The 20318-nt window shown below is 40.3% G+C and carries 19 protein-coding genes; 10 read left to right on the plus strand and 9 right to left on the minus strand.

Annotation, left to right across the window (positions count from 1 at the left end; translation table 11 throughout):
- Positions 1 to 26: 26 nt before the first annotated feature.
- The 10 genes from I5M19_RS02825 (at position 27) to I5M19_RS02870 (ending at position 11751) form a co-directional block, all read left to right on the plus strand.
- The gene (locus I5M19_RS02825) at positions 27 to 776 is read left to right on the plus strand and encodes a glycosyltransferase family 2 protein (protein ID WP_200063806.1); all 750 of its coding nucleotides are present in this window, start codon (positions 27 to 29) and stop codon (positions 774 to 776) included.
- A 131-nt stretch (positions 777 to 907) separates the two neighbouring features.
- A complete protein-coding gene (locus I5M19_RS02830) occupies positions 908 to 1963 on the plus strand; it encodes an MraY family glycosyltransferase (RefSeq protein ID WP_235985752.1) in 1056 nt (351 codons plus the stop codon).
- 83 nt (positions 1964 to 2046) lie between these two features.
- Positions 2047 to 3045: a type I glyceraldehyde-3-phosphate dehydrogenase gene (gene gap, locus I5M19_RS02835; protein WP_200063810.1), complete on the plus strand. Its 999-nt coding sequence runs from the start codon at positions 2047 to 2049 to the stop codon at positions 3043 to 3045.
- A complete protein-coding gene (locus I5M19_RS02840; RefSeq protein ID WP_200063812.1) occupies positions 3042 to 3476 on the plus strand; it encodes a GNAT family N-acetyltransferase in 435 nt (144 codons plus the stop codon). Before gap ends, I5M19_RS02840 begins: the two co-directional genes overlap by 4 nt.
- 98 nt (positions 3477 to 3574) lie before the next feature.
- The gene (locus I5M19_RS02845) at positions 3575 to 4765 is read left to right on the plus strand and encodes a phosphoglycerate kinase (RefSeq protein WP_200063814.1); all 1191 of its coding nucleotides are present in this window, start codon (positions 3575 to 3577) and stop codon (positions 4763 to 4765) included.
- Between the two features lie 87 nt (positions 4766 to 4852).
- Positions 4853 to 6724, plus strand: coding sequence for a CocE/NonD family hydrolase (locus I5M19_RS02850; RefSeq protein ID WP_200063817.1), 1872 nt, complete (start codon positions 4853 to 4855; stop codon positions 6722 to 6724).
- 532 nt (positions 6725 to 7256) lie between these two features.
- Entirely contained in the window at positions 7257 to 8870 is a 1614-nt protein-coding gene (locus I5M19_RS02855) for a flavin monoamine oxidase family protein (protein ID WP_200063819.1), read from the plus strand.
- Positions 8871 to 8886: 16 nt separating this feature from the next.
- On the plus strand, positions 8887 to 10068 hold the full coding sequence (locus I5M19_RS02860; RefSeq protein WP_200063821.1) for a pyridoxal phosphate-dependent aminotransferase: 1182 nt from the start codon (positions 8887 to 8889) through the stop codon (positions 10066 to 10068).
- Positions 10069 to 10098: 30 nt separating this feature from the next.
- Positions 10099 to 11097, plus strand: a complete 999-nt coding sequence (locus tag I5M19_RS02865; protein ID WP_200063823.1) for a Hint domain-containing protein — start codon at positions 10099 to 10101, stop codon at positions 11095 to 11097.
- A 21-nt stretch (positions 11098 to 11118) separates the two neighbouring features.
- Positions 11119 to 11751 carry a class I SAM-dependent methyltransferase gene (locus tag I5M19_RS02870; RefSeq protein ID WP_200063825.1) on the plus strand — a complete coding sequence of 211 codons (633 nt, stop codon included), beginning with the start codon at positions 11119 to 11121 and terminating at the stop codon, positions 11749 to 11751.
- A gap of 25 nt (positions 11752 to 11776) precedes the next feature.
- On the opposite strand, the gene I5M19_RS02875 is transcribed toward I5M19_RS02870, so the two are convergent.
- From I5M19_RS02875 to I5M19_RS02915, 9 genes are all read right to left on the minus strand, one after another.
- Entirely contained in the window at positions 11777 to 12136 is a 360-nt protein-coding gene (locus I5M19_RS02875; RefSeq protein WP_200063828.1) for a helix-turn-helix transcriptional regulator, read from the minus strand.
- A gap of 85 nt (positions 12137 to 12221) precedes the next feature.
- A complete protein-coding gene (gene murI, locus I5M19_RS02880) occupies positions 12222 to 13064 on the minus strand; it encodes a glutamate racemase (RefSeq protein WP_200063830.1) in 843 nt (280 codons plus the stop codon).
- Between the two features lie 64 nt (positions 13065 to 13128).
- Positions 13129 to 13641, minus strand: coding sequence for an OmpH family outer membrane protein (locus tag I5M19_RS02885; protein ID WP_200063832.1), 513 nt, complete (start codon positions 13639 to 13641; stop codon positions 13129 to 13131).
- Between the two features lie 51 nt (positions 13642 to 13692).
- The gene (locus I5M19_RS02890) at positions 13693 to 14223 is read right to left on the minus strand and encodes an OmpH family outer membrane protein (RefSeq protein ID WP_200063834.1); all 531 of its coding nucleotides are present in this window, start codon (positions 14221 to 14223) and stop codon (positions 13693 to 13695) included.
- Between the two features lie 15 nt (positions 14224 to 14238).
- The gene (bamA, locus tag I5M19_RS02895) at positions 14239 to 16788 is read right to left on the minus strand and encodes an outer membrane protein assembly factor BamA (protein WP_200063836.1); all 2550 of its coding nucleotides are present in this window, start codon (positions 16786 to 16788) and stop codon (positions 14239 to 14241) included.
- A gap of 63 nt (positions 16789 to 16851) precedes the next feature.
- Positions 16852 to 17592: an isoprenyl transferase gene (locus tag I5M19_RS02900; RefSeq protein WP_200063838.1), complete on the minus strand. Its 741-nt coding sequence runs from the start codon at positions 17590 to 17592 to the stop codon at positions 16852 to 16854.
- A gap of 278 nt (positions 17593 to 17870) precedes the next feature.
- Positions 17871 to 18392, minus strand: a complete 522-nt coding sequence (locus I5M19_RS02905) for an ExbD/TolR family protein (protein WP_200063840.1) — start codon at positions 18390 to 18392, stop codon at positions 17871 to 17873.
- A gap of 135 nt (positions 18393 to 18527) precedes the next feature.
- Entirely contained in the window at positions 18528 to 19325 is a 798-nt protein-coding gene (gene porG, locus I5M19_RS02910) for a type IX secretion system protein PorG (RefSeq protein ID WP_262895482.1), read from the minus strand.
- Between the two features lie 10 nt (positions 19326 to 19335).
- Positions 19336 to 20217, minus strand: a complete 882-nt coding sequence (locus I5M19_RS02915) for an NAD kinase (protein WP_200063844.1) — start codon at positions 20215 to 20217, stop codon at positions 19336 to 19338.
- Between the last annotated feature and the right edge of the window lie 101 nt (positions 20218 to 20318).

A 20318-nucleotide genomic window follows, 5' to 3' on the forward strand; every position in this document is an offset into this window, starting at 1 on the left:
GCCGTTAAATAATTGTATTTTCCCAAATGCATCCCGTAAAGATATCTCTAATTACTGTTTCCTACAATGCCGCAGCCACTATTGATAAATGTATCCACTCTGTTATTGATCAGGATTATAATAATATGGAATATATTATTATTGATGGAGCATCAACGGATAATACCCTTCAAATAGTGAAAAAATATCATGATCATATTAATTTGATCATATCTGAGCCTGACAAAGGTATTTATGATGCGATGAATAAAGGTATAAGTGTTGCAACCGGAGATGTTATTGGTATGCTTAACGCCGATGATTATTTTGCTACACCTACTGTTTTAAAAGAAATTGCGGGTGTATTTGCAGCTAACCATAATATTGATGCGTTATATGCAGATCTTGATTTCGTAAAGCCAAACGGAAAGGTAGTGCGTAAATGGAGATCGGGCAAGTATACTGAAGGTAAGTTTAATTATGGTTGGATGCCTCCTCACCCAACTTTTTATTGCCGTAAAAATTTATATGATAAATGGGGGAATTACAGGCTTGACATTGGAACCGCAGCAGATTATGAACTGATGCTCAGATTTATCCACGTTGGAAAAGTAACTGTTTTTTACTTAAATAAGGTGTTGATAAATATGCTGATTGGCGGAGTAAGTAACAAAAAAAGTATCGCTCTTGTTAAAGTATTGCACTTTGATATGATGGCCATGTATAAAAATGGATTAATTTTTCCTCCCATATCTTTGATTTTAAAGCGGTTAAGAAAAGTAAGGCAATTTTTTTAAATTAATGTTAATTAGGCAATAATATATATATTTGTTTTAAAATGTTGATATAACTGACCCCTGACAATTATATACAATATATGCCCGAGTATTTAAATACATATTATTTTATATACTATATTCTTATAGTAATGTTTTCAATCGCGATTACATTACTTATCATCCCGTCGATTTTACATGTTGCACGCACACGTCATTTATATGATGACGTGGGGCATTTCAGAAAACAACACGATCATGGTATTCCGCGTTTAGGTGGTGTGGCAATTTTTGTGAGTTTTACTATTACGCTTTTGCTTTTCAGTATGGTTGATAAATCCATGCCGCTAAGCTATTTATTAATAGGAAGTATACTTTTAGTGGCAATGGGAATAAAGGATGATCTTTCCGGTGTTAACTCAAGCACTAAATTTATAATACAGTTTTTTGTAGCTGCCATTTTAGTATTCCTGGGCGATATTCGTTTTACCAGTATGTATGGTGTTTTCGGTATAAATGATTTGCCATACATCCCCAGTGCTTTCTTGTCGATATTATTTATAATGCTTATTGTAAACGCGTTTAACCTGATTGATGGGATAGACGGGCTTGCGGGTACTACGTGTATTGTAGTGAATGGCGCATTTGCGGCGTTCTTTATTTATATACACCATTATGAATATGCCGCGATATCTCTTACTATATTGGGAGCCGTATGTGGCTTTTTACGTTATAACCTAACGCCTGCCAAAATATTTATGGGCGATGCCGGTTCATTGCTTATAGGCTTAATATCGGCAATTATGGCTGTTAAGTTTGTGGAGATAAACAAACAACTTTCTCCGGAGGTAAAACCCATCCTGAATACCGTGCCTGCATTAACATTCGCCATATTAATAGGACCTATATTTGATACTTTAAGGGTTTTTACGCTTCGTGTTTTTAGCGGAACTTCGCCATTTACTGCTGATAGAAATCATATTCATCATCGTATTTTAAGGCTTGGGTTCACCCACATGCAAACTACAGCCATACTTGCAGGAATTAATATCATATCAATAATAATAGCATTTTTATTAAGCGATCTTGGTAATTTTCAGCTTATTATGCTCATCCTATTAAACTCGCTTATATTTAATTGGGTAGTTACATTCAGCCTTCGCTCTAAAGAACGCGAAAAACTTGCCTTACGAAATTTGTTTTTATAACATCCCATTCGTAGGTCGGCGTATATCCTCTTTTATTACTGGCGAGCTTATTTTTACTAATTTTGCACTCTTAATATATATTAATGAGGGTTGCAATAAATGGATTTGGCCGTATCGGGCGAATCTTCTTAAGATCAATATTAGCTAAAAAAGGCATACAGGTGGTCGCGGTAAACGACCTTACCGATACGCACACACTTGCACATTTATTTAAATATGACTCCGTGCACCGTGGATTTAAAGGTGATGTAACACATGATGAGCATAACCTTTATATAAATAATGAAAGAATAAAGGTTACGAAACAAGCCGATCCCGCGTTGTTGCCCTGGGCAGAGCTGGATATTGATATAGTAGTCGAGTCAACAGGGAAATTTATTAACGCCGACGGGGCATCAAAACACCTAAATGCAGGTGCTAAGCAGGTAATCATATCTGCACCACCTGCCGAAAAAGCAATTCCAACGGTAGTCTTAGGAGTTAACGACCATTTGATCGATCTCCGGTCGCCAATATTATCTAATGCTTCATGCACTACCAATAACGTAGCAGCAATGATAAAAATACTCGACGAGAACTGGGGAATAAAAGATGGTTACATCACCACAGTACACTCCATGACAGGCGATCAAAACCTGCATGATGCACCGCATAAAGATCTGCGTCGTGCCAGAGCAGCTTCAGCTTCCATAATACCCACTACCACAGGGGCTGCAAAGGCCATTACCAATATTTTTACTCATTTGGAAGGCAAACTCGGCGGTGCGGGCATTCGTGTACCGGTACTGAACGGATCGTTAACCGATTTCACCTGCAGCCTTGTACGGCAACCAACAGTTAATGAAATCAATCTTGCTTTCAAGGTCGCTGCCGAGGGAGCGATGAAAAATATTTTGGAATACACGGAAGATCCTATTGTATCTACCGATATTTTAGATAATACCCACAGTTGTATTTTTGATGCACAACTTACCTCTATTGTAGGAGGATTGGTAAAGGTGGTTGGCTGGTATGATAACGAAGTGGGTTACTCCAGCAGACTGGCCGATCTGGTAGAAAAAATAAGCTTATTACCGGCATGATAAAATTTATTTCTACTGAAGATACATTATCTATACGGAACGAGGTTTTACGCGAAGGCAGGCTCACACTTGATGAATGCCGTTTCCCTACAGATGATGTCCCTGGAAGTTTTCATTTGGGTTATTATGTTGATGACGAGCTTGCCTGCATAGCCTCTTTTTTCCCCAAACAATATGAGGGTTACGAGGGTGAGGGCTATCAGTTGCGTGGCATGGCAACTATTGAAAGGTATCGCGCTAAAGGAATAGGTAATAAACTGGTTAATTTCGCGATAACCTATTTAAGAGAAAAAAAGGTTAATTATTTATGGTGCAATGCGCGCAAAAAGGCCATGCCATTTTATATGAGCTTAGGCTTTGAAGTGATATCGCCGGAGTTTGAACTGAATGGTGTTGGGCCGCACCATGCCATGTATGTTAAAATACAGTGAAATTTTAACTCAGGTAAACACGTTTTTAACTTTACGGTTGGCGATTAAAATAAATTTAACCAATTTGCCATCAATCATAAAAATATTCCATAATAAAGATGAAAACTATAGATCAGATAAGTTTTAACGGTAAAAAAGCACTTGTACGTGTAGATTTTAATGTACCGTTAGACGAAGATTATAATATTACAGATGATAACCGTATGACCGCGGCTTTGCCAACCATTAAAAAGATTTTGGCTGATGGTGGCGCGGTGATATTAATGTCGCACCTGGGCAGGCCTAAAGATGGCCCTACAGATAAATTTTCTCTAAAACACGTTGTTCCGCATTTGTCAGATCTGTTGGGCCAGCAGGTGGAGTTTGCCGATGACTGCATAGGCGAGCAAGCGGTAGAAAAAGCCAAAGCGCTGGAATGCGGAGAAGTGCTGTTATTAGAGAATCTTCGTTTTTACAAACAGGAGGAAAAAGGGGATAAAGATTTCGCGGAAAAGCTATCCAAATTAGGGGATATTTACGTGAACGATGCTTTTGGCACCGCGCACCGCGCACATGCTTCGACTGCGGTAATTGCTCAGTTTTTCCCGGATGCCAAATATTTCGGTTATCTGATGGCAGCAGAATTGGAAAATGCCGAAAAAATATTGAACAATGCTCCAAAACCTTTTACTGCTATAATGGGTGGTTCAAAGGTATCTGACAAGATAGAATTGATTGAAAAATTGCTGGATAAGGTAGATAACCTGATCATTGGCGGCGGTATGGCTTACACCTTTGCCAAGGCTGATGGTGGCAATATAGGCGATTCATTGGTAGAAGCTGATAAACTTGATCTGGCTATCAGCCTGAAACAAAAAGCGAAAGATAAGGGCGTTAAATTATTATTGCCGGTAGATAATGTTATTGCAGATGCATTCAGCAATGATGCTAATACCGGTGTCGCTAAAACCGGCCAGATAAAAGACGGTTGGATGGGCCTGGATATTGGTCCGGACACTGTTGAGCTTTTCAGTAAAGTAGTGGAAGAATCTAAAACTATTTTATGGAACGGCCCTATGGGTGTTTTTGAAATGGAGAAGTTTTTAGTTGGAACTAAAGCCATTGCAGAAGCAGTAGCTAAAGCAACCGAAAATGGTGCATTTTCGTTAATTGGCGGTGGTGATTCTGCAGCGGCGGTTGCCAAATTCGGCATGACAGACGAGGTTAGCTATGTATCAACAGGTGGCGGTGCCTTGCTGGAATACATGGAAGGTAAAGAATTACCCGGAGTTAAAGCTATAAACGAATAAGTTTAAACGTAACATATTTGTATCAGCCCCGAATTTTCGGGGCTTTTTTATTTTATTATGTATTTTTAATGCTTTAATACAATCCTCATGAAAAGATCTCTCCTTATTATTTTTTGTTTGGTGTTTTCCACTTTAGGCTCATTTGCCCAAAGGGGTGGCGGAGATGCTGCGTATGTAAAAGAGCACTATACCAAATATGAGTACCAGATACCTATGCGCGATGGTAAAAAGCTGTTTACTTCGGTTTATGTACCCAGGGATCAGTCTAAAAAGTATCCTATTATGATGGACCGCACCTGCTACAGCGTTGGCCCCTATGGCGCGGATAAATATAAAGGCAGTTTAGGCCCTTCACCCGAGTTTTTGCACGACGGTTACATTTTTGTTTATCAGGATGTGCGCGGCCGATGGATGAGCGAAGGGATTTATGAGGAAATGACCCCCGAACTGGAAGTACATAAAACTAATAAGGATGTGGATGAAGGCACAGATACTTATGACACCATCGACTGGCTCATTAAAAATATACCAAACAATAACGGCAAGGTAGGCGTATGGGGAATATCCTATCCGGGTTTTTATACTACCACCGCTTTGTTAAGTCGCCATCCTGCTTTGGTTGCGGCATCGCCGCAGGCACCTATTGCCGACCTTTGGCGTGATGACGGCTGGCATAATGGCGCCTTCTTTTTAGTGGCCAATTTTGGGTTTTATCCGGGCTTTACCAACCGCCAGGATGATAAGCCCACACAGCGACGGGGAGGCAGGTTTAATCCCGGTACCGATGATGGTTATGATTTCTTTATGAAGATGGGGCCGATGAAAAATACTAACGATAAGTACTATAAAGATACCATACGCTTGTGGAATGAAATGATGGATCACCCGGATTATGACCAGCATTGGAAAGACAGGAATGTATTATACCACCTGCACGATATTAAAACCGCGGTACTGGTTACCGGCGGGTGGTACGATGCAGAAGATTTATACGGCGCCATAAATACTTATAAAACTTTAAAAAAGGAAAATCCTAAAACACCAATATACTTTGCTATGGGCCCATGGGTGCATGGCGGCTGGGCACGTGGTAACGGCGACCATTTAGGAGATGTGGATTTTGGCGGCCCCACCGGCCCATGGTACCGTGAGAATATTGAATTTAATTTCTTTAGCCATTATTTAAAAGGTACACCGCTTAAGGATGATCTGGCTCCGGTAAATACTTTTGAAACCGGCACTAATGAGTGGAAAAAATATAACACCTGGCCTCCAAAAGATGCTGAGGAAAAAAATCTTTACCTGTTGCCCGGCGGCAAATTATCTTTCACCGCGCCAACCGGCGCAGCAGACAGCTATACCGAGTATGTATCTGATCCGGCTAACCCGGTGCCTTTTCTTGATCACAAGAGCATGGATATGGATCGTGAATACATGACCGCCGATCAACGCTTTTTGGACGATCGTAAGGATGTGATCAGCTTTACCAGTGATGTGCTGGATAAGGACGTGACCATAGCTGGAAATATATGGGCCAATCTAAAAGTATCAACTACAGGTACCGATGCTGATTTTATTGTGAAAGTACTGGATGTTTATCCGGATACTGCAAGCAATAACCAATACACCGGCAAAGACGTAAAAATGGCGGGGTATGAGCAGATGGTACGCAGCGAACCTATCCGCGGCAAATACCGTAATGCTTTTGATAAACCAGAACCATTTGTACCGGGCAAGATTACTCCCGTAAACTGGGAGTTGCAGGATATATTGCATACCTTTAAAAAGGGGCACCGTATCATGGTACAGGTGCAAAGTAGTATGTTCCCGCTTATTGACCGCAACCCGCAAACCTTTACCGACATTATGAAGTGCGACGAAAGCGCGTTCAAAAAAGCGACACAACGGATATATACATCAAAAACTCATCCGAGCTTTTTGAAAGTCAGGGTGATGTAATGATAGTTATTTATTCAATAAAAAAGTGTTCTGTTCCGCTTGTGCATATACAAAAAACGGAACAAGCGGAACACTCTGATTTTGAATGTTTTGCATCTTTTATGACTTTGTAAACCAAAATGCAATATTATGTAAATAATTGATAGTCAGTTGCAAGCATGTTTATGTCACTGTTCCGCTTATTCCATTCTGGAACAGCAGTTTCATCATAAAACGTAGTTTAAAAACAATACATTTTCCTGCAAAATCTTATAGTAGTAAGGAGTTGTCGTCGCCGTTGTTTTAACCGGCGGAATGAAATATTAGTTTCCCGGCTTCAGCCAAATAGATTGATATATTATATTTAAATTATAATTGTCAATATTTAATCAGTATCGCCCCTGTCACATTTCAATTACAATTCTGCTTTTTAATAACAATAAAATACTATTTTAATAACTAAAGTTATTTTCTGTTAAAAAAAATATAAATTTATAGTGCAGAAAGTTGAAATTTCATTTCAGGCATTACACTATTTAATTTTTTATATCGATTGAAAACGATTACCCGCAGAGACTTTTTAGGTAAAGGAGCCATGCTGGCAGGGGGGGCTTATCCGGCTATGTTAGCTTTGGGTATGCTGCGTGCAGCGCCTGCACATGCTTTTGATCTGGCCGGTAGTGGCAACGGAAAGCACGTAATTATTTTAGGCGGAGGCCTAACCGGTATGACCAGCGCTTATGAACTTGCCAAACTGGGCTATAAATGCACCATACTGGAAGCTCGCCAGCGCGCCGGTGGCAGGTGCTGGAGCATCCGCAATGGGGCAACCAATATAGAAGCCGGACAACCGGGCCAAACAGGTGAAACTACGCAGAAGGCAAGTTTTGATGCGGGCTTGTACTTTAACGCAGGCCCGTCGCGCATACCGCATAATCACGAACTTTCGCTGCATTACTGTAAAGAACTTGGCATACCCATACAGGTGTACAATAATGTTAACGAAGGGGCTTATTATTTTGCGGAGGGTAACGGGCCTTTATCCAATAAAAAGATACGTGTGCGGGAGATACATAATGATATTAGGGGGTATATGTCGGAGTTATTGGCTAAAAGTATTGATCACTCCGCTTTAGATACCGGCCTTACTAAAGAGGATACCGAAAAAGTAATTGAATACCTGATGGCCGAAGGTGGTCTTGATCCTGATAAGTTATATAAGGCTTCGGCGAGGCGAGGGTATACCGAATATCCGGGAGCAGGGGATAAGCCCGGTAAAATAGCTGACGCGTACAAACTGGCAGATATTATTAACTCCGGTTTGATGGATCCGGATTTTTATAATGTGGCCGAGTACACCTATGAATTACAGATGACCATGTTTCAGGCAGTTGGCGGCATGGATCAGATTGCTATTGCTCTGGAGAAAAAAGTTGCTCCAATGCTTAAAATGGGTGCAGAGGTAACACAGATAACCAATTTGCCCGAGGGGGTTAAGATAACCTATAAAGATGCCTCTGGTATGCATGAACTGCAAGGCGACTTGTGTATCTGCACGCTTCCGTTGCCTGTGCTGAGTAATATTAACCAGAATTTTTCGGGTGAGGTAAGCAGGGCTATTGATTATATCAGCTATATGCAAACCGGCAAAATAGGGATGCAATTTAAGAGGAGATTTTGGGAGGAGGACGAGCACCTGTACGGAGGTATCACCCATACCAATAATGATCTTACCCAGATATTTTATCCGTCGAACGATTATCTCAGCAAAAAGGGCACATTAATAGGCTACTATAATTTTAATGAAAAGGCAGCACGTATCGGCGATCTGAGTTTTGCGGATCGCGAGAAATTCGCACTGGAAAAGGGCAGACTTATACATCCGCAATACGACAAGGAGTTTGAAAGTGCTTTTTCTATAAGCTGGCACAAAACAAAATACAACTTGGGGGGATGGGCGGTATACACTAATGATACCCGGAAGAATCAATACCCGGTATTATTAAAACCTGAAAAACAAGTTTATTTTGCCGGTGAGCATTTAACGTATTTAAACGCATGGATGGCAGGGGCATTTGAGTCGGCACGTAGTGTAGTTACCGCTATACATGCACGCGTAACAGATCAGCGGGTAACCTATCCGGCAACAGGAGCAACAAACAAATAACTAAACTTTAAACGATATGGCAAACTCAATTAACCGCAGAAACTGGATCAGATCCAGCGCTTTAATGGCCGGTGGCGTGGCCTTCTTCTCAGGCAGTATCAGCAAATTGGCTGCTATGCCTATAGTACGCCGCATTAATAATGCAACAAGCAAACGTATAACCGACCAAACGGTAATTTTGGATGCCCCTACGCCATTAAAGGCACGATTACTTGCTAATGAAAATCCTTTTGGCCCATCGGCGGCGGCAAAAAAAGCAATTGCCGATGCAATGGATACCAGTTATCAGTACGCTTTTTCGGCTATATCGCAGCTATCCGGTAAAATTGCCGAGTATGAGGGTGAAGGGATAAGCAAAAGGAATATCTTAATGGATGCGGGTTCATCGCCCTTATTATTAGCTGCCGCTATGCACTTTAGCAAGGGCGGTAAAAATATTATTACCGGCGATCCCTCTTATGACGATCTGCCGTCGCATGCGCAGCATTTTGAAGGCAAATGGGTAAAGGTGCCACTGACAGCTGATTACAAGCTTGACCTTGATGCAATGGAAGCCAAGATAGATGATAACGCCGGATTGGTTTACATCTGTAATCCCAATAACCCAACTGCCACGGTGGTTGATACTGCTAAACTGAAGGCTTTTTGTGAACGAGTATCTAAAAAGGTACCTGTATTTGTCGATGAAGCGTATATTGATTACCTGCCCGATCCTCAGGCCACCACATTGATCAGTGCGGTAAAAGCCGGGCAAAATGTGATAGTGGCACGCACCTTTTCAAAATTATATGGTTTTGCCGGACTGCGTTGCGGTTATATAGTGGGCCAGCCTGAGTTAGTACGAGCCCTGTCTGCTTACACATCAGGTGCTTTTGCAATATCGGCTACTACCGCTGCCGCGGCGATAGCCAGCTATCAGGAAAAACCCTATATGGAGGATGCCGTAAAGAAAATGGTGGCATCAAAAGAATATTTATATAGTGTATTAAAGAAGGAGGGCTATACTTACATCCCATCCTCGGCCAACTTTGTAATGTTCCCGCTTAAAATGGACGGGGGAAAATTTGTTGGCGAGATGATGAAGCGTGGTGTTGGTGTGCGTAGCTGGAAGATGAATAACCAGGATTGGTGCCGTGTAAGCATTGGCCGCATGGACGAAATGGAAGCCTTTGCTGAAGCATTTAAACAAATATCATAAAACTAACTATTAACACCGAAAGATAATCTGATGCGTAATTTATTTTTTACCGCTTGTTTTTTATTTATTACCGGCCTTTGCAATGCCCAGCAAACAACTTTTAACCCGCGCCCGCTTACATTGGCAGAGTATAATAAAGCACTTACTTATAGTATTGCCAATCTGGATAATGACACTTATGTTAAGTTTGATAATGCCTATGTACTTGACCGGTACGAGAACCGCAAACCCTATTTTATTACAGGTAGCGATGGTCTTAAGAAACGTATAGACCTGTATAAACTGGTTGCTAAAGATGGCATGCAGGAAATTGGCCTGATGGTTTTTTACACCAACGAAACGGGTAAAAAATATCAGGCATTGGTGCCCGATTTTACTGCCCCAGCCCCTGTATGGGAAAAATACTTTCAGGATATTGATGATATTAATAAAGTGGAGAAGAATTTTATCCTGAAGTTATCGTATGTGCTTTCAAAAGAGTTAAGTTTTCAGCAATACAAGGTGCTCAACAGCGGTAAGGATATGAAAGAAGAGTCGGCTACCTATGGCAACGATATCTGTTTCCCGGGTGATGAAATGGTGACCATGGCAGGCGGTACAAAAAAGCAACTAAAAAATATTAAAGCAGGCGACCAGGTGATAACGGTTGATCCGGCTACCAACAAACCATCGGTTATAAAGGTTAAGGAGCTTACAGTACACGCTGCAAAAAATTACGCGCTTACTCAATTAGTATTAATTGCAGTGGATGAACAGGAAACTGCCGAAGGACTAAATGTTAAGCTAAATGCAAAGGTGCTTAAGGCCACGCCTAACCATCCGATGTTAACCCGGGAAGGAAACTTTAAGATAGGAGATATAGCTTTAGGTCAGCAGGTAATATGCCTGAACGATAAAACAGGTAAATACGAAACATACAGTGTGCTACAAAAACATGAATTTGCAGGCGGTATTCAGAACGTATATAATATTGTAGCTGATAGCGGCAGCACTTTGTTACTTAATGGGGTAATGGTAATGCAGAAATAGCAGTAGGTAAAGTCTAATGATATGAACAAATTAAAGCACTGTTATGATGAAGTAGCAGAAGAGTATATGGCTCGTTTTGGCGATGAACTGAACGGGAAACATCTGGACCGTATATTGCTTGCAGCTTTTGCCTCTGAAAATGGCGATAAAGGACGACTTATTGATCTTGGCTGCGGCCCCGGGCAAACAACGGCTTATCTGTATGAAAAAGGAGTTGTAGATATCATTGGTACAGACCTTTCGCCAATTATGGTAGCTAAAGCAACGCAATTACACACGCATCTTAAATTTGAAGTGGCCGATATGACTGCACTGCCCTATACCGATAGTGTATTTGGCAGTGCAATAGCTTTTTACTCTATTGTGCATTTTTACGAAGAGAAATTAAAAACTGCTTTTAAGGAAATATACCGGGTGTTAAAATCCGGGGCCGATCTGCTTTTGTCTTTTCACATTGGCGAAGAACCCATTCATTACGATAACTTTTTAGGTAAGGAGGTGGATATCGATTTTTATTTCTGGCAAACTGATAGTGTTGTTACAACAGCCAAAGAAGCTGGCTTTGCTATAGTAGATGTTATAGAAAGAAAACCCTATGAGGGTATAGAATATCCGTCTCAGCGGACTTATTTATGGCTAAGAAAAGGAAAGTAATGGTGCGTTTGGTAAATAATAGAATTTAACCAGCCTTTTGCTGATTGCCGGATTCTTGTCTTAATTCCTGTAATTGTAATTCGTATGCACGCATGCGGGCATGCAGAATATCTACTTCAGTACGCAGCATCTGTATCTCGGTAATGAGTTTGGCTGATTCAGGTTTGTTTATCTTCTTTTCTCCGGTACCTAAAATAAGCCATTCAGGAGAGTATTTTAGCTGAAAGCAAAGCTTACGGATAAGATAGTAACTGATGTCCTGTTTTTTATTAATAACCTTGCTGATAAATCCCTGGTCGACCCCAATAGCGTTAGCGAGTGCAAGCTGACCGCCATGCTCAGTAACTATAACCTTTATCCGCTTTACAACTGCATCGTCTGACATATATGCCTGCAATTATAAACATTTTTGTGATAGTTCAAAACGTTAGCGGAAATTCGTTGAAATTGCGGGTAGTTTGTTTAACTGATTATTTACAAGTTTTGCGTACATCCACATAAGTACTTGTCAAAGCGGATTTGAAAAATAAGGACGCATGGGCATCAAAATTTGCGGTATCATCCATAGTAGTATAAAAGCTACGGCTGCCTGTATTGCTTAGTCTTTGTTCAATTTCAGGATGCCGCTGCAAGTAATCTACCAGACTGGCAGCAACTATATCTCCCTGCGCTACTACTTTAATGTGCCGGGGCAGATGGGCTTTTATTTTTTCTATAAGGAGCGGGTAATGGGTACAAGCCAGTAATATGGTATCTATATCAGGTGACTGGGACATTAATTCATCAAGATAAAGTTGTACATAGTAGTCGGCGCCAGGTTTGTTGTATTCGCCGCTCTCAATAAGCGGAACCCACAGGGGGCAGGCTTGCTGGTAAACTTTAAGTTCCGGAAAAAAATGTGCTATCTCGATAGGATAGGAGTCGGATTGTACAGTTCCGGTTGTACCCAATACGCCAATCTTGTTCGATTGCGTATAGTTGCCAATTACTTCAGCTGTAGGACGTATTACACCCAATACTCTTTTATTGGCGTTTTGTACAGGCAGGTCTTGCTGTTGTATGGTACGTAATGCTTTAGCCGAGGCAGTATTGCAGGCGAGTATAACCAGCGGGCAGCCTTGCTCAAACATCCATTGCACACATTCCCATGTATATTGGTGTATGGTACTGAATGACCTGTTACCGTAAGGCGCACGGCCATTATCACCCAGATAGATATAATCATAACCAGGTAATTGTTCCATAATAGAACGAAAAACGGTAAGTCCGCCAATCCCTGAATCAAATACTCCTATTGGGTTTCCTGATGACATATTAACAAAAATAAAAAAGCGCCCTGTAATAAGGACGCTTTTTAAATAATTAAGATGATTTAAATTACTTTAAGCCTAACTTTGCTTTTACAGCTTCCAGCATATCATCACCCGGAGGCGATACGATCAAATCTGTTTGTGCTGAATTTAAAACATAGGTATAACCTTTTTCTTTAGCAACAGTAGCAATAGCTCCACGCGCTTTGTCAATTAAAGGTTTGGTTAATTCATTGCCTTTTGCTTCAACTTTTTGCTGGGCCTGAGTTTTGTAATCTTCAAAGCGTTTGCTCAGATCCTGTAGTTCATTCTCTTTAGAAGTACGTACAGCATCTGTCATGCTTGCTTTTTTATCCTGATACTCCTGGCTTTTTGTTTGCAATTCGTTGTTCATTGAAGTAAGTTCATCAATGAATGTTTTTTTGTAAGCATCAAGTTGTGTATTTAGCGTTTTAGCCTCAGGCATAAGGCTAACTAACTGATCGAAATTAATATACCCAATTTTGGTTTGCGCCTGGGCAAAGTTGCCTGCAAATAACATAACTGCTGCAAATAACGCAACTTTAAATAGTTTTTTCATTTTCCCTTTTCTGTGTTTAATAATAGTTGTCTTTATTTAATTTTTAATTTTTTAGTTGGCAAGTACCCCTGGTTTTAATCCTAAACGGGTTATTACCTCATTACTTTTATCATAGCGAGGGTTAGCATATAGCATTATCACCTCACTGTTCTTGTCAAATATCATATCCAGGTTTTCACTTTCGGCTACGGCCTGTACAGCTTTAGATACTTTATCCTGAATAGGTTTAATCAGTTCAGTACTCTTTTTCGCTAAATCGCCATCCGGCCCGAATCTTTGACGTTGCAGATCTTTTGCTGCCTTTTCCTTTTGAACTATCTCTGCTTCGCGGCGTTTACGCATGTCAGCTGTCATTAAAACCTGATCGGCCTGGTATGATTTATAAAGCCTGTCAACTTCCTGAAACTGCCCGTCAACCTCTTTTTGCCACTGATCCGACAGGGATGCCAGTTGTTTTTGCGATGACGCATACTCAGGCATATGTTTTAATATTAAATCAGAATCAACATAAGCAAAACGTTGTGCCCATGCGCCCGTGAACGCTGCAAACGTAAAAAAAATTATTAAAATTACCTTCTTCATAAATTTCTTTAAAAATTAATTAAATCCGCCGCTTAAACTTTGTGAAATTGTAAAATGGAAATGTCCTTTGTTTGCATCGGGCTGGCCCGGTATCGCATCAAAGCCGTAACCATAATCAAGTCCAAGCAAACCAAATATCGGTAAAAATATTCGTGCACCAACACCTACCGATCGTTTTACGTTAAACGGACTAAACTTATTTATATTATCCCAAACGTTACCACCTTCAGCAAAACCCAGTAAATATATAGTTGCCGACTGGCCTGTAATAACCGGGTGCCTCAACTCAAAAGTGTATTTGTTGTAGATAGCATTACCCTGGTTAGTGTTAGCATTAAGGTTGGAACCCTCCGGCACGATGGAGAAATTCTCATAACCCCTTAAGCCAATAATATCTGTACCCTGTAAAAACTGATAACTTTGCATACCGTCACCGCCCAACTTAAATCTTTCGAAGGGCGACGGGCCAACATTTTTACTATACTGACCCAAAAAGCCGAAGCGAGCCTGAGACATAAGCACTAACTTGCCTGTTATGCGAGTAAACCATTGCGCGTCAAATTTAATTTTATAGTACTCAACAAAATGGTAGCGCTCTTCGGGAGTGGCTATTTTATAATTGATGCTATTGAATAAAGAGTACGGTGGTGTACCCTGAAGTGTTAACTTAATGTTTGAACCCATTGTTGGATACAACGGAAAGTCGACAGAGTTACGGCTAAGTTCCTGTGTTAACTTAATATTGTATGATGTACCATTATTAAATAAGTAGCCTGGATAATTATCCAGATAATAATGGTCGAAGTTTAAGGAATAATTTAGCTGGAAGTAATTATCCGGCCAGTTCAATTTTTTACCCAAGGTTACTCCAATACCGTTGATGCGCAGGTTATTATAGTTAGGACTGCTTTTTGGGTAGTATTGCCCTGTGGAACTACCCTGTGTATAGGCGGATAACGCGAAATAAATAGGTTTTTTACCACCTAACCATGGCTCAGAGAAGGTGAAGGAGAAATTTTGATAAGTCCGTCCGCTTGATTGACCTCTTAAGCTTAGCTTTTGACCGTCGCCTTTGGGTAAAGGCCTGTAGGCTTTAAGGTTGAAAATATTACGTAGCGAGAAGTTGTTGAATGTTAAGCCTAACGTACCTACTAACTGTCCACCACCAAAACCACCTGAAAGTTCTATCTGATCCGAAGGTTTTTCAACTACATTGTATACCAGGTCAACCGTACCATCTGCCGGGTTTATATTAGTTGGCCTCGGGTCTATCTTCTGCTCGTCAAAATTACCTAACTGGCCTATTTCACGTGCACTTCGTATCAATAATTCCTTGTTGAATTTTTGTCCGGGTTTGGTACGTATCTCGCGGCGTACTACCTTGTCATTAGTAACATCGTTACCTTTAAGTACAACACGGTTTATAGTGTACTGCGGACCTTCGTATATTCTGATGTCAATATCAACGGTATCATTATAAATACGGGTTTGTACAGGGTTTGCATCAATAGTTAAATACCCATTGTTTAGATAAAGGGATAAAACATCGTCGTTGTTAGGTGTAGGCCCTGTTAAACGTTTATTTAGTTCCTCTTCGCTAAATACCTGGCCTTTTTCGATCTGTAGAATGCGTGTAAGCAGCTCCGATGGGTAACGTGCATTACCTGAGAATTTTATATTACCAAAGTAATATTTATGCCCCTCATACAGGTTGATCTTTACATCAACTGTATTAGCATCGTGTTTGGTAACTGTATCACTTATGATCTCAGCATCGCGATAGCCTTTGTTCTGCATTTTTTGTATCAGGGTTATCTTATCTTCCTCATACTTATCGCGTTTGAATTTTTTTGAACCGAAGATATTGTAGAATTTACGTTCACGTGTTTTTTTGAGATATTTACGCAGTTTGCTATCCGAGAAGTCCTTATTGCCTTCAAAAGTAACGCTGTTTATCATTACCTTTTTATGCTTGTTAACCGCTATATCGAGTATTACACTATTAGGATCGCCAGGGTCCTTGGTTTGTTTAATATCAACAGTAGTGTTTAGGTACCCTTTTTCCTGAAAATGTTTTTTGATAATAGCTGTTGTTGTGCTCAGTAAATTCTCGTTTACAATTTTACCGGTTTTATCGTTCAGCTTTTTAGAAACATCTTCTATTTCTCCTTTGCGTAATCCGGTAAGGTGCAGCCTTGAAAGACGGGGCCTTTCAACCACGTTTATATTGAGATAAACAGTATCCTGGCTTATTTTAGTAACGTTAAGTTGCACATCATCAAAAAGGCCCTGTTTATACAGGTCTTTTATAACATTAGCGCTTTGCTCACCCGGCAGGTTTATGGTATTGCCCACCTGTAGTTTTGATATCTGTAATAATATGTCATTGTCCAGATATTTAGCACCGGTTATGGTTACTCCACCAATAATATAATCTTTAGGATTAAGATAACTTAGGGTATCGGCAGGCGATTTTGTTAATCCAGTACGGGGCAAACCCGAAACCTGGGCTAATGCAGCGGTACTTATAACTGAGAATATAATAGCAAAAAAAACTTTATTCATTCGAATATTTTAGTGGGCTAAAAATAATTTATACAGTTGTTAATTTTTGTTAAAAGTGAAAATTTAGTTTACCTGCTCGCTTGTTTTACCAAATCTGCGTTCTCTTTTCTGATAATCAAGTATAGCTTCGTACAAGTCTTCTCGCCTAAAATCAGGCCACAGTTTAGCTGTAAAATACAATTCAGCATAGGCTATTTGCCAAAGCAGGTAATTACTGATGCGGTACTCACCACTTGTTCTGATCAACAGCTCGGGGTTAGGCATACCGCTGGTATATAAATTATCTTCAAACATTTTTTCGGTGATATCATCTGGCTGTATCTGGCCGTTTTGCACCTTAAAGGCCAGGTTTTTTGCCGCCTGTACCATCTCGTTACGTGAACTGTAGCTTAAAGCGAGTGTAAGTACCAACCCGGTATTATTGGCGGTTCTGCTGATAGCGTTGTCAAGTTCGCGATGGCATTTGCCAGGTAACATAGCCAGATCGCCGATAGCATTTAAACGCACGTTGTTTTGCATTAACTTATCAATCTCTTTATTTATAGTACTGATAAGCAGCTCCATTATCGCGGTAACTTCAAATTTAGGGCGGTTCCAGTTTTCTGCACTGAAAGTATAAAGCGTTAAATACTCAACACCAAGCTCACCTGCACCTTCCACCACATCGCGTACTGATAGTACTCCGTTATGATGGCCAAATACTCTTAATTTGCCTTTTCCTTTTGCCCAACGGCCGTTACCATCCATAATAACCGCAATGTGGCGTGGCAATTTTTGCAAATCAATCTGATCCTTATAACTCATTTTTATGGTGGTTTTAACAGCCAGCGCGTGGCCGTTAAATACTTTGCCGGTTATATTTTTTTTGTTTGGGCAAAGCTTTCAATTACTTATGCTGATTTTTTTTCAGGTGACAAAGGTAAAACTTACTTTGTATAATTTTAGTATGCAGCAAAAAGAAATAAAATACCGGTTTGCGGTATTAATAATGTGGCACTGCAGTTGTTAACTTGTTTATGGGAATTTTTATCAAAAAAAGCGCCTTAACTTTTGGCTAAGGCGCTGCAATATAAAAATTAACCTCAATATAGCTGTTTGGCTTTTAGCAGACTAATGTCTTGCTGAGCAATATCCGCTATGGCATATTGCTGCACATCGGTTATTTTCATTTCGTCGAGGGTGTTTACCAGGTTGCCGTAAACCGAGCTTTCGGCTGGTTTAATGATCATTATCATTGATTTACCTGTAGCTGCCATTACTTTTTTACGTGTTTCGGTAATTGCACGGCGTAAGCCAAATCTGCCAAAATCGGTAATCGTAGCTGCTATTAAAGGCTTGGTGGCCATCCCCAAATACCAAACTGCCTGATTGTTTTTGCCCAGACAAATGGTCATGGTGCGAGACTGTGGCACCGGCTCATTAATATCACCAACCGGCATAGCTACGTCCATTGCCTTTGGTTTGGTGAGTGTAGTTGTAAGCATAAAAAAAGTGATGAGCAAAAAGGCAAGGTCAACCATAGCGGTAAGATCAACCCGTAAATTTTGCTTTTTTGAACGCAGCTTTTTGCCGACTTTTTCGGGGGAGGTGTTTAATTCAGCCATAATATTTAGTTTTAGGTGAACATTTTATTATTTAACGAATAAAGTTAAATAATTGTTTACTAAAACAGAATATTATTTCATGCTTTATTATCAATACAAAATTATATTTTAATACATCGTATAGTCGAATTTATATTATCGCCCTTCAAAATAACATTTTTGCGTTACAAAGGTGTACGATAAGGTAAATCCGAAGAACATATAGGTGTCGTGGGGTTTAAGGTCGCCCCGTTGTGAGCCCGGTGAACCAATATTAACGCCATTGTTGCGCTCCCCTGAACGATCAGACAGTACATATGACATATAATTAGGTAGTTCTGCCTGCGTATGATAAATTCCGCTTACATCGTCAAGGTAATCTGTACGGCTATAACGATATCCCAAATCAGCAGCCACTGTCCATTTACCACCAAAATTATATTTAAAACCTGCTCCATAGGGAATAACCAGCGTGCTGTTGGAATAAGGTTTCGGCTGCCCCTCGGTTCTTAAGTTACGTAACGATATGATGGCGTTCCCATAAACTGTTCGGGGTGCAAAGGCAGTAATTCCAATACCTGCGTAAACATACGGAGTGTATTTATTACGCCCCGCATCCGGTATGAATTTTATAAAATTGAACTCCCCCAACAGACCCAATTCTTTTAACGGTGTATGAAAACTTAAATTTCTATCGCGTATTTGCTGACTGTTTGAGTTGCTATCGGCAGCGGATATTTTGCCATAGGTGTAATTTAACTTGGCAGAGATATAGCCGTTAAAGTTTCGCTTTAAAAATATCCCTGCGCTGCCACCACTCAGCTTTACAGGATTATTTGTATTCAGATCACCAATATAGCCACTACCACCCAACGCACCGCCAATTTCCCACGTTTGTGCCATTGTATCAACATAACTCAATAAAAATACGACAAGTGTAAAAATTTTTAGCATTCAAGATATATTAGTAGTTACGTGCATCAAGCCCCCATAACAACTTAGTACGCAGTGTTGACAGGTAGCTCTCATTATTTAAACGAATAAGATTAAGTGTAAAACCCGCTTTATATACCGTAAACGAAATAGACTTATCAATTACAGCTGTACGACTATCGCAAGTTACCAGGTAATTGGTACCACGACTTTCTACTTCAAAAGCCAGCGTACTGGTATCTGGCAACACTATGGGCCTTACATTTAAGTTGTGTGGAGATACGGGCGTTAAGGCGATGCTGTTTGACTGCGGAAAGATTATAGGTCCTCCACAGCTTAGCGAATAGGCTGTTGAACCCGTTGATGTTGATATAATTATGCCATCGCCCCAATAAGAGTTTAAGAATTCGCCATTTAAAGTAACATGGGTGGTTATCATGGCGGCGTCATCACGCTTGTGAATGGTGACATCATTTAGTGCAAAGTTATCGTCACCAAATATTTTTTGGTCTGAATCTATTACCAACAGTTCGCGGCAATCAAGCGTGTATTCTTTATTTACTACTGCGTGTATGGCAGCAGCTATGTCGTTTTTGTTTATACTGGCTAAAAAGCCCAGCCTGCCAAAATTTATACCTACTACAGGTACGCCGCTATCGCGGATGAGGGTTACCATATCCAGCAAGGTACCGTCGCCGCCAATAGTTAAAAATATATCTATCAGATCTTTTATGGGTTCGGTACAGTTAAGTACTTTAAAGGCAGAGGTATCAATGTTACCTTGTAAATAATCATTTAGCTGATAGTGTATATAAATGTCAACGTTGTGCTGCATCAAGCTGTCAAATACCTGCCGTATATACGGAAATACTGACGCATCATTAAACTGCCTGCCGTAAACTGCTATCCTCATGGTTTATCTGTAAGCTAATATCCAATTTATATGTAAGGTAAGTATTGATAAAATTAAATAACCGCCAAACTTTAACATCCAATTAATTTTTACGCTAAAAA

This window comes from Mucilaginibacter segetis, from assembly GCF_016522075.1.
Classification (GTDB): domain Bacteria; phylum Bacteroidota; class Bacteroidia; order Sphingobacteriales; family Sphingobacteriaceae; genus Mucilaginibacter; species Mucilaginibacter segetis.

Bases quoted from the DNA above. Each gene is read 5' to 3' on its own strand.
- I5M19_RS02825 (WP_200063806.1), top strand. From the start codon at position 27: ATGCATCCCGTAAAGATATCTCTAATTACTGTTTCCTACAATGCCGCA.
- I5M19_RS02830 (WP_235985752.1), top strand. From the start codon at position 908: ATGTTTTCAATCGCGATTACATTACTTATCATCCCGTCGATTTTACAT.
- gap (WP_200063810.1), top strand. From the start codon at position 2,047: ATGAGGGTTGCAATAAATGGATTTGGCCGTATCGGGCGAATCTTCTTA.
- I5M19_RS02840 (WP_200063812.1), top strand. From the start codon at position 3,042: ATGATAAAATTTATTTCTACTGAAGATACATTATCTATACGGAACGAG.
- I5M19_RS02845 (WP_200063814.1), top strand. From the start codon at position 3,575: ATGAAAACTATAGATCAGATAAGTTTTAACGGTAAAAAAGCACTTGTA.
- I5M19_RS02850 (WP_200063817.1), top strand. From the start codon at position 4,853: ATGAAAAGATCTCTCCTTATTATTTTTTGTTTGGTGTTTTCCACTTTA.
- I5M19_RS02860 (WP_200063821.1), top strand. From the start codon at position 8,887: ATGGCAAACTCAATTAACCGCAGAAACTGGATCAGATCCAGCGCTTTA.
- I5M19_RS02865 (WP_200063823.1), top strand. From the start codon at position 10,099: ATGCGTAATTTATTTTTTACCGCTTGTTTTTTATTTATTACCGGCCTT.
- I5M19_RS02870 (WP_200063825.1), top strand. From the start codon at position 11,119: ATGAACAAATTAAAGCACTGTTATGATGAAGTAGCAGAAGAGTATATG.
- I5M19_RS02875 (WP_200063828.1), bottom strand. From the start codon at position 12,136: ATGTCAGACGATGCAGTTGTAAAGCGGATAAAGGTTATAGTTACTGAG.
- murI (WP_200063830.1), bottom strand. From the start codon at position 13,064: ATGTCATCAGGAAACCCAATAGGAGTATTTGATTCAGGGATTGGCGGA.
- I5M19_RS02885 (WP_200063832.1), bottom strand. From the start codon at position 13,641: ATGAAAAAACTATTTAAAGTTGCGTTATTTGCAGCAGTTATGTTATTT.
- I5M19_RS02890 (WP_200063834.1), bottom strand. From the start codon at position 14,223: ATGAAGAAGGTAATTTTAATAATTTTTTTTACGTTTGCAGCGTTCACG.
- bamA (WP_200063836.1), bottom strand. From the start codon at position 16,788: ATGAATAAAGTTTTTTTTGCTATTATATTCTCAGTTATAAGTACCGCT.
- I5M19_RS02900 (WP_200063838.1), bottom strand. From the start codon at position 17,592: ATGAGTTATAAGGATCAGATTGATTTGCAAAAATTGCCACGCCACATT.
- I5M19_RS02905 (WP_200063840.1), bottom strand. From the start codon at position 18,392: ATGGCTGAATTAAACACCTCCCCCGAAAAAGTCGGCAAAAAGCTGCGT.
- porG (WP_262895482.1), bottom strand. From the start codon at position 19,325: ATGCTAAAAATTTTTACACTTGTCGTATTTTTATTGAGTTATGTTGAT.
- I5M19_RS02915 (WP_200063844.1), bottom strand. From the start codon at position 20,217: ATGAGGATAGCAGTTTACGGCAGGCAGTTTAATGATGCGTCAGTATTT.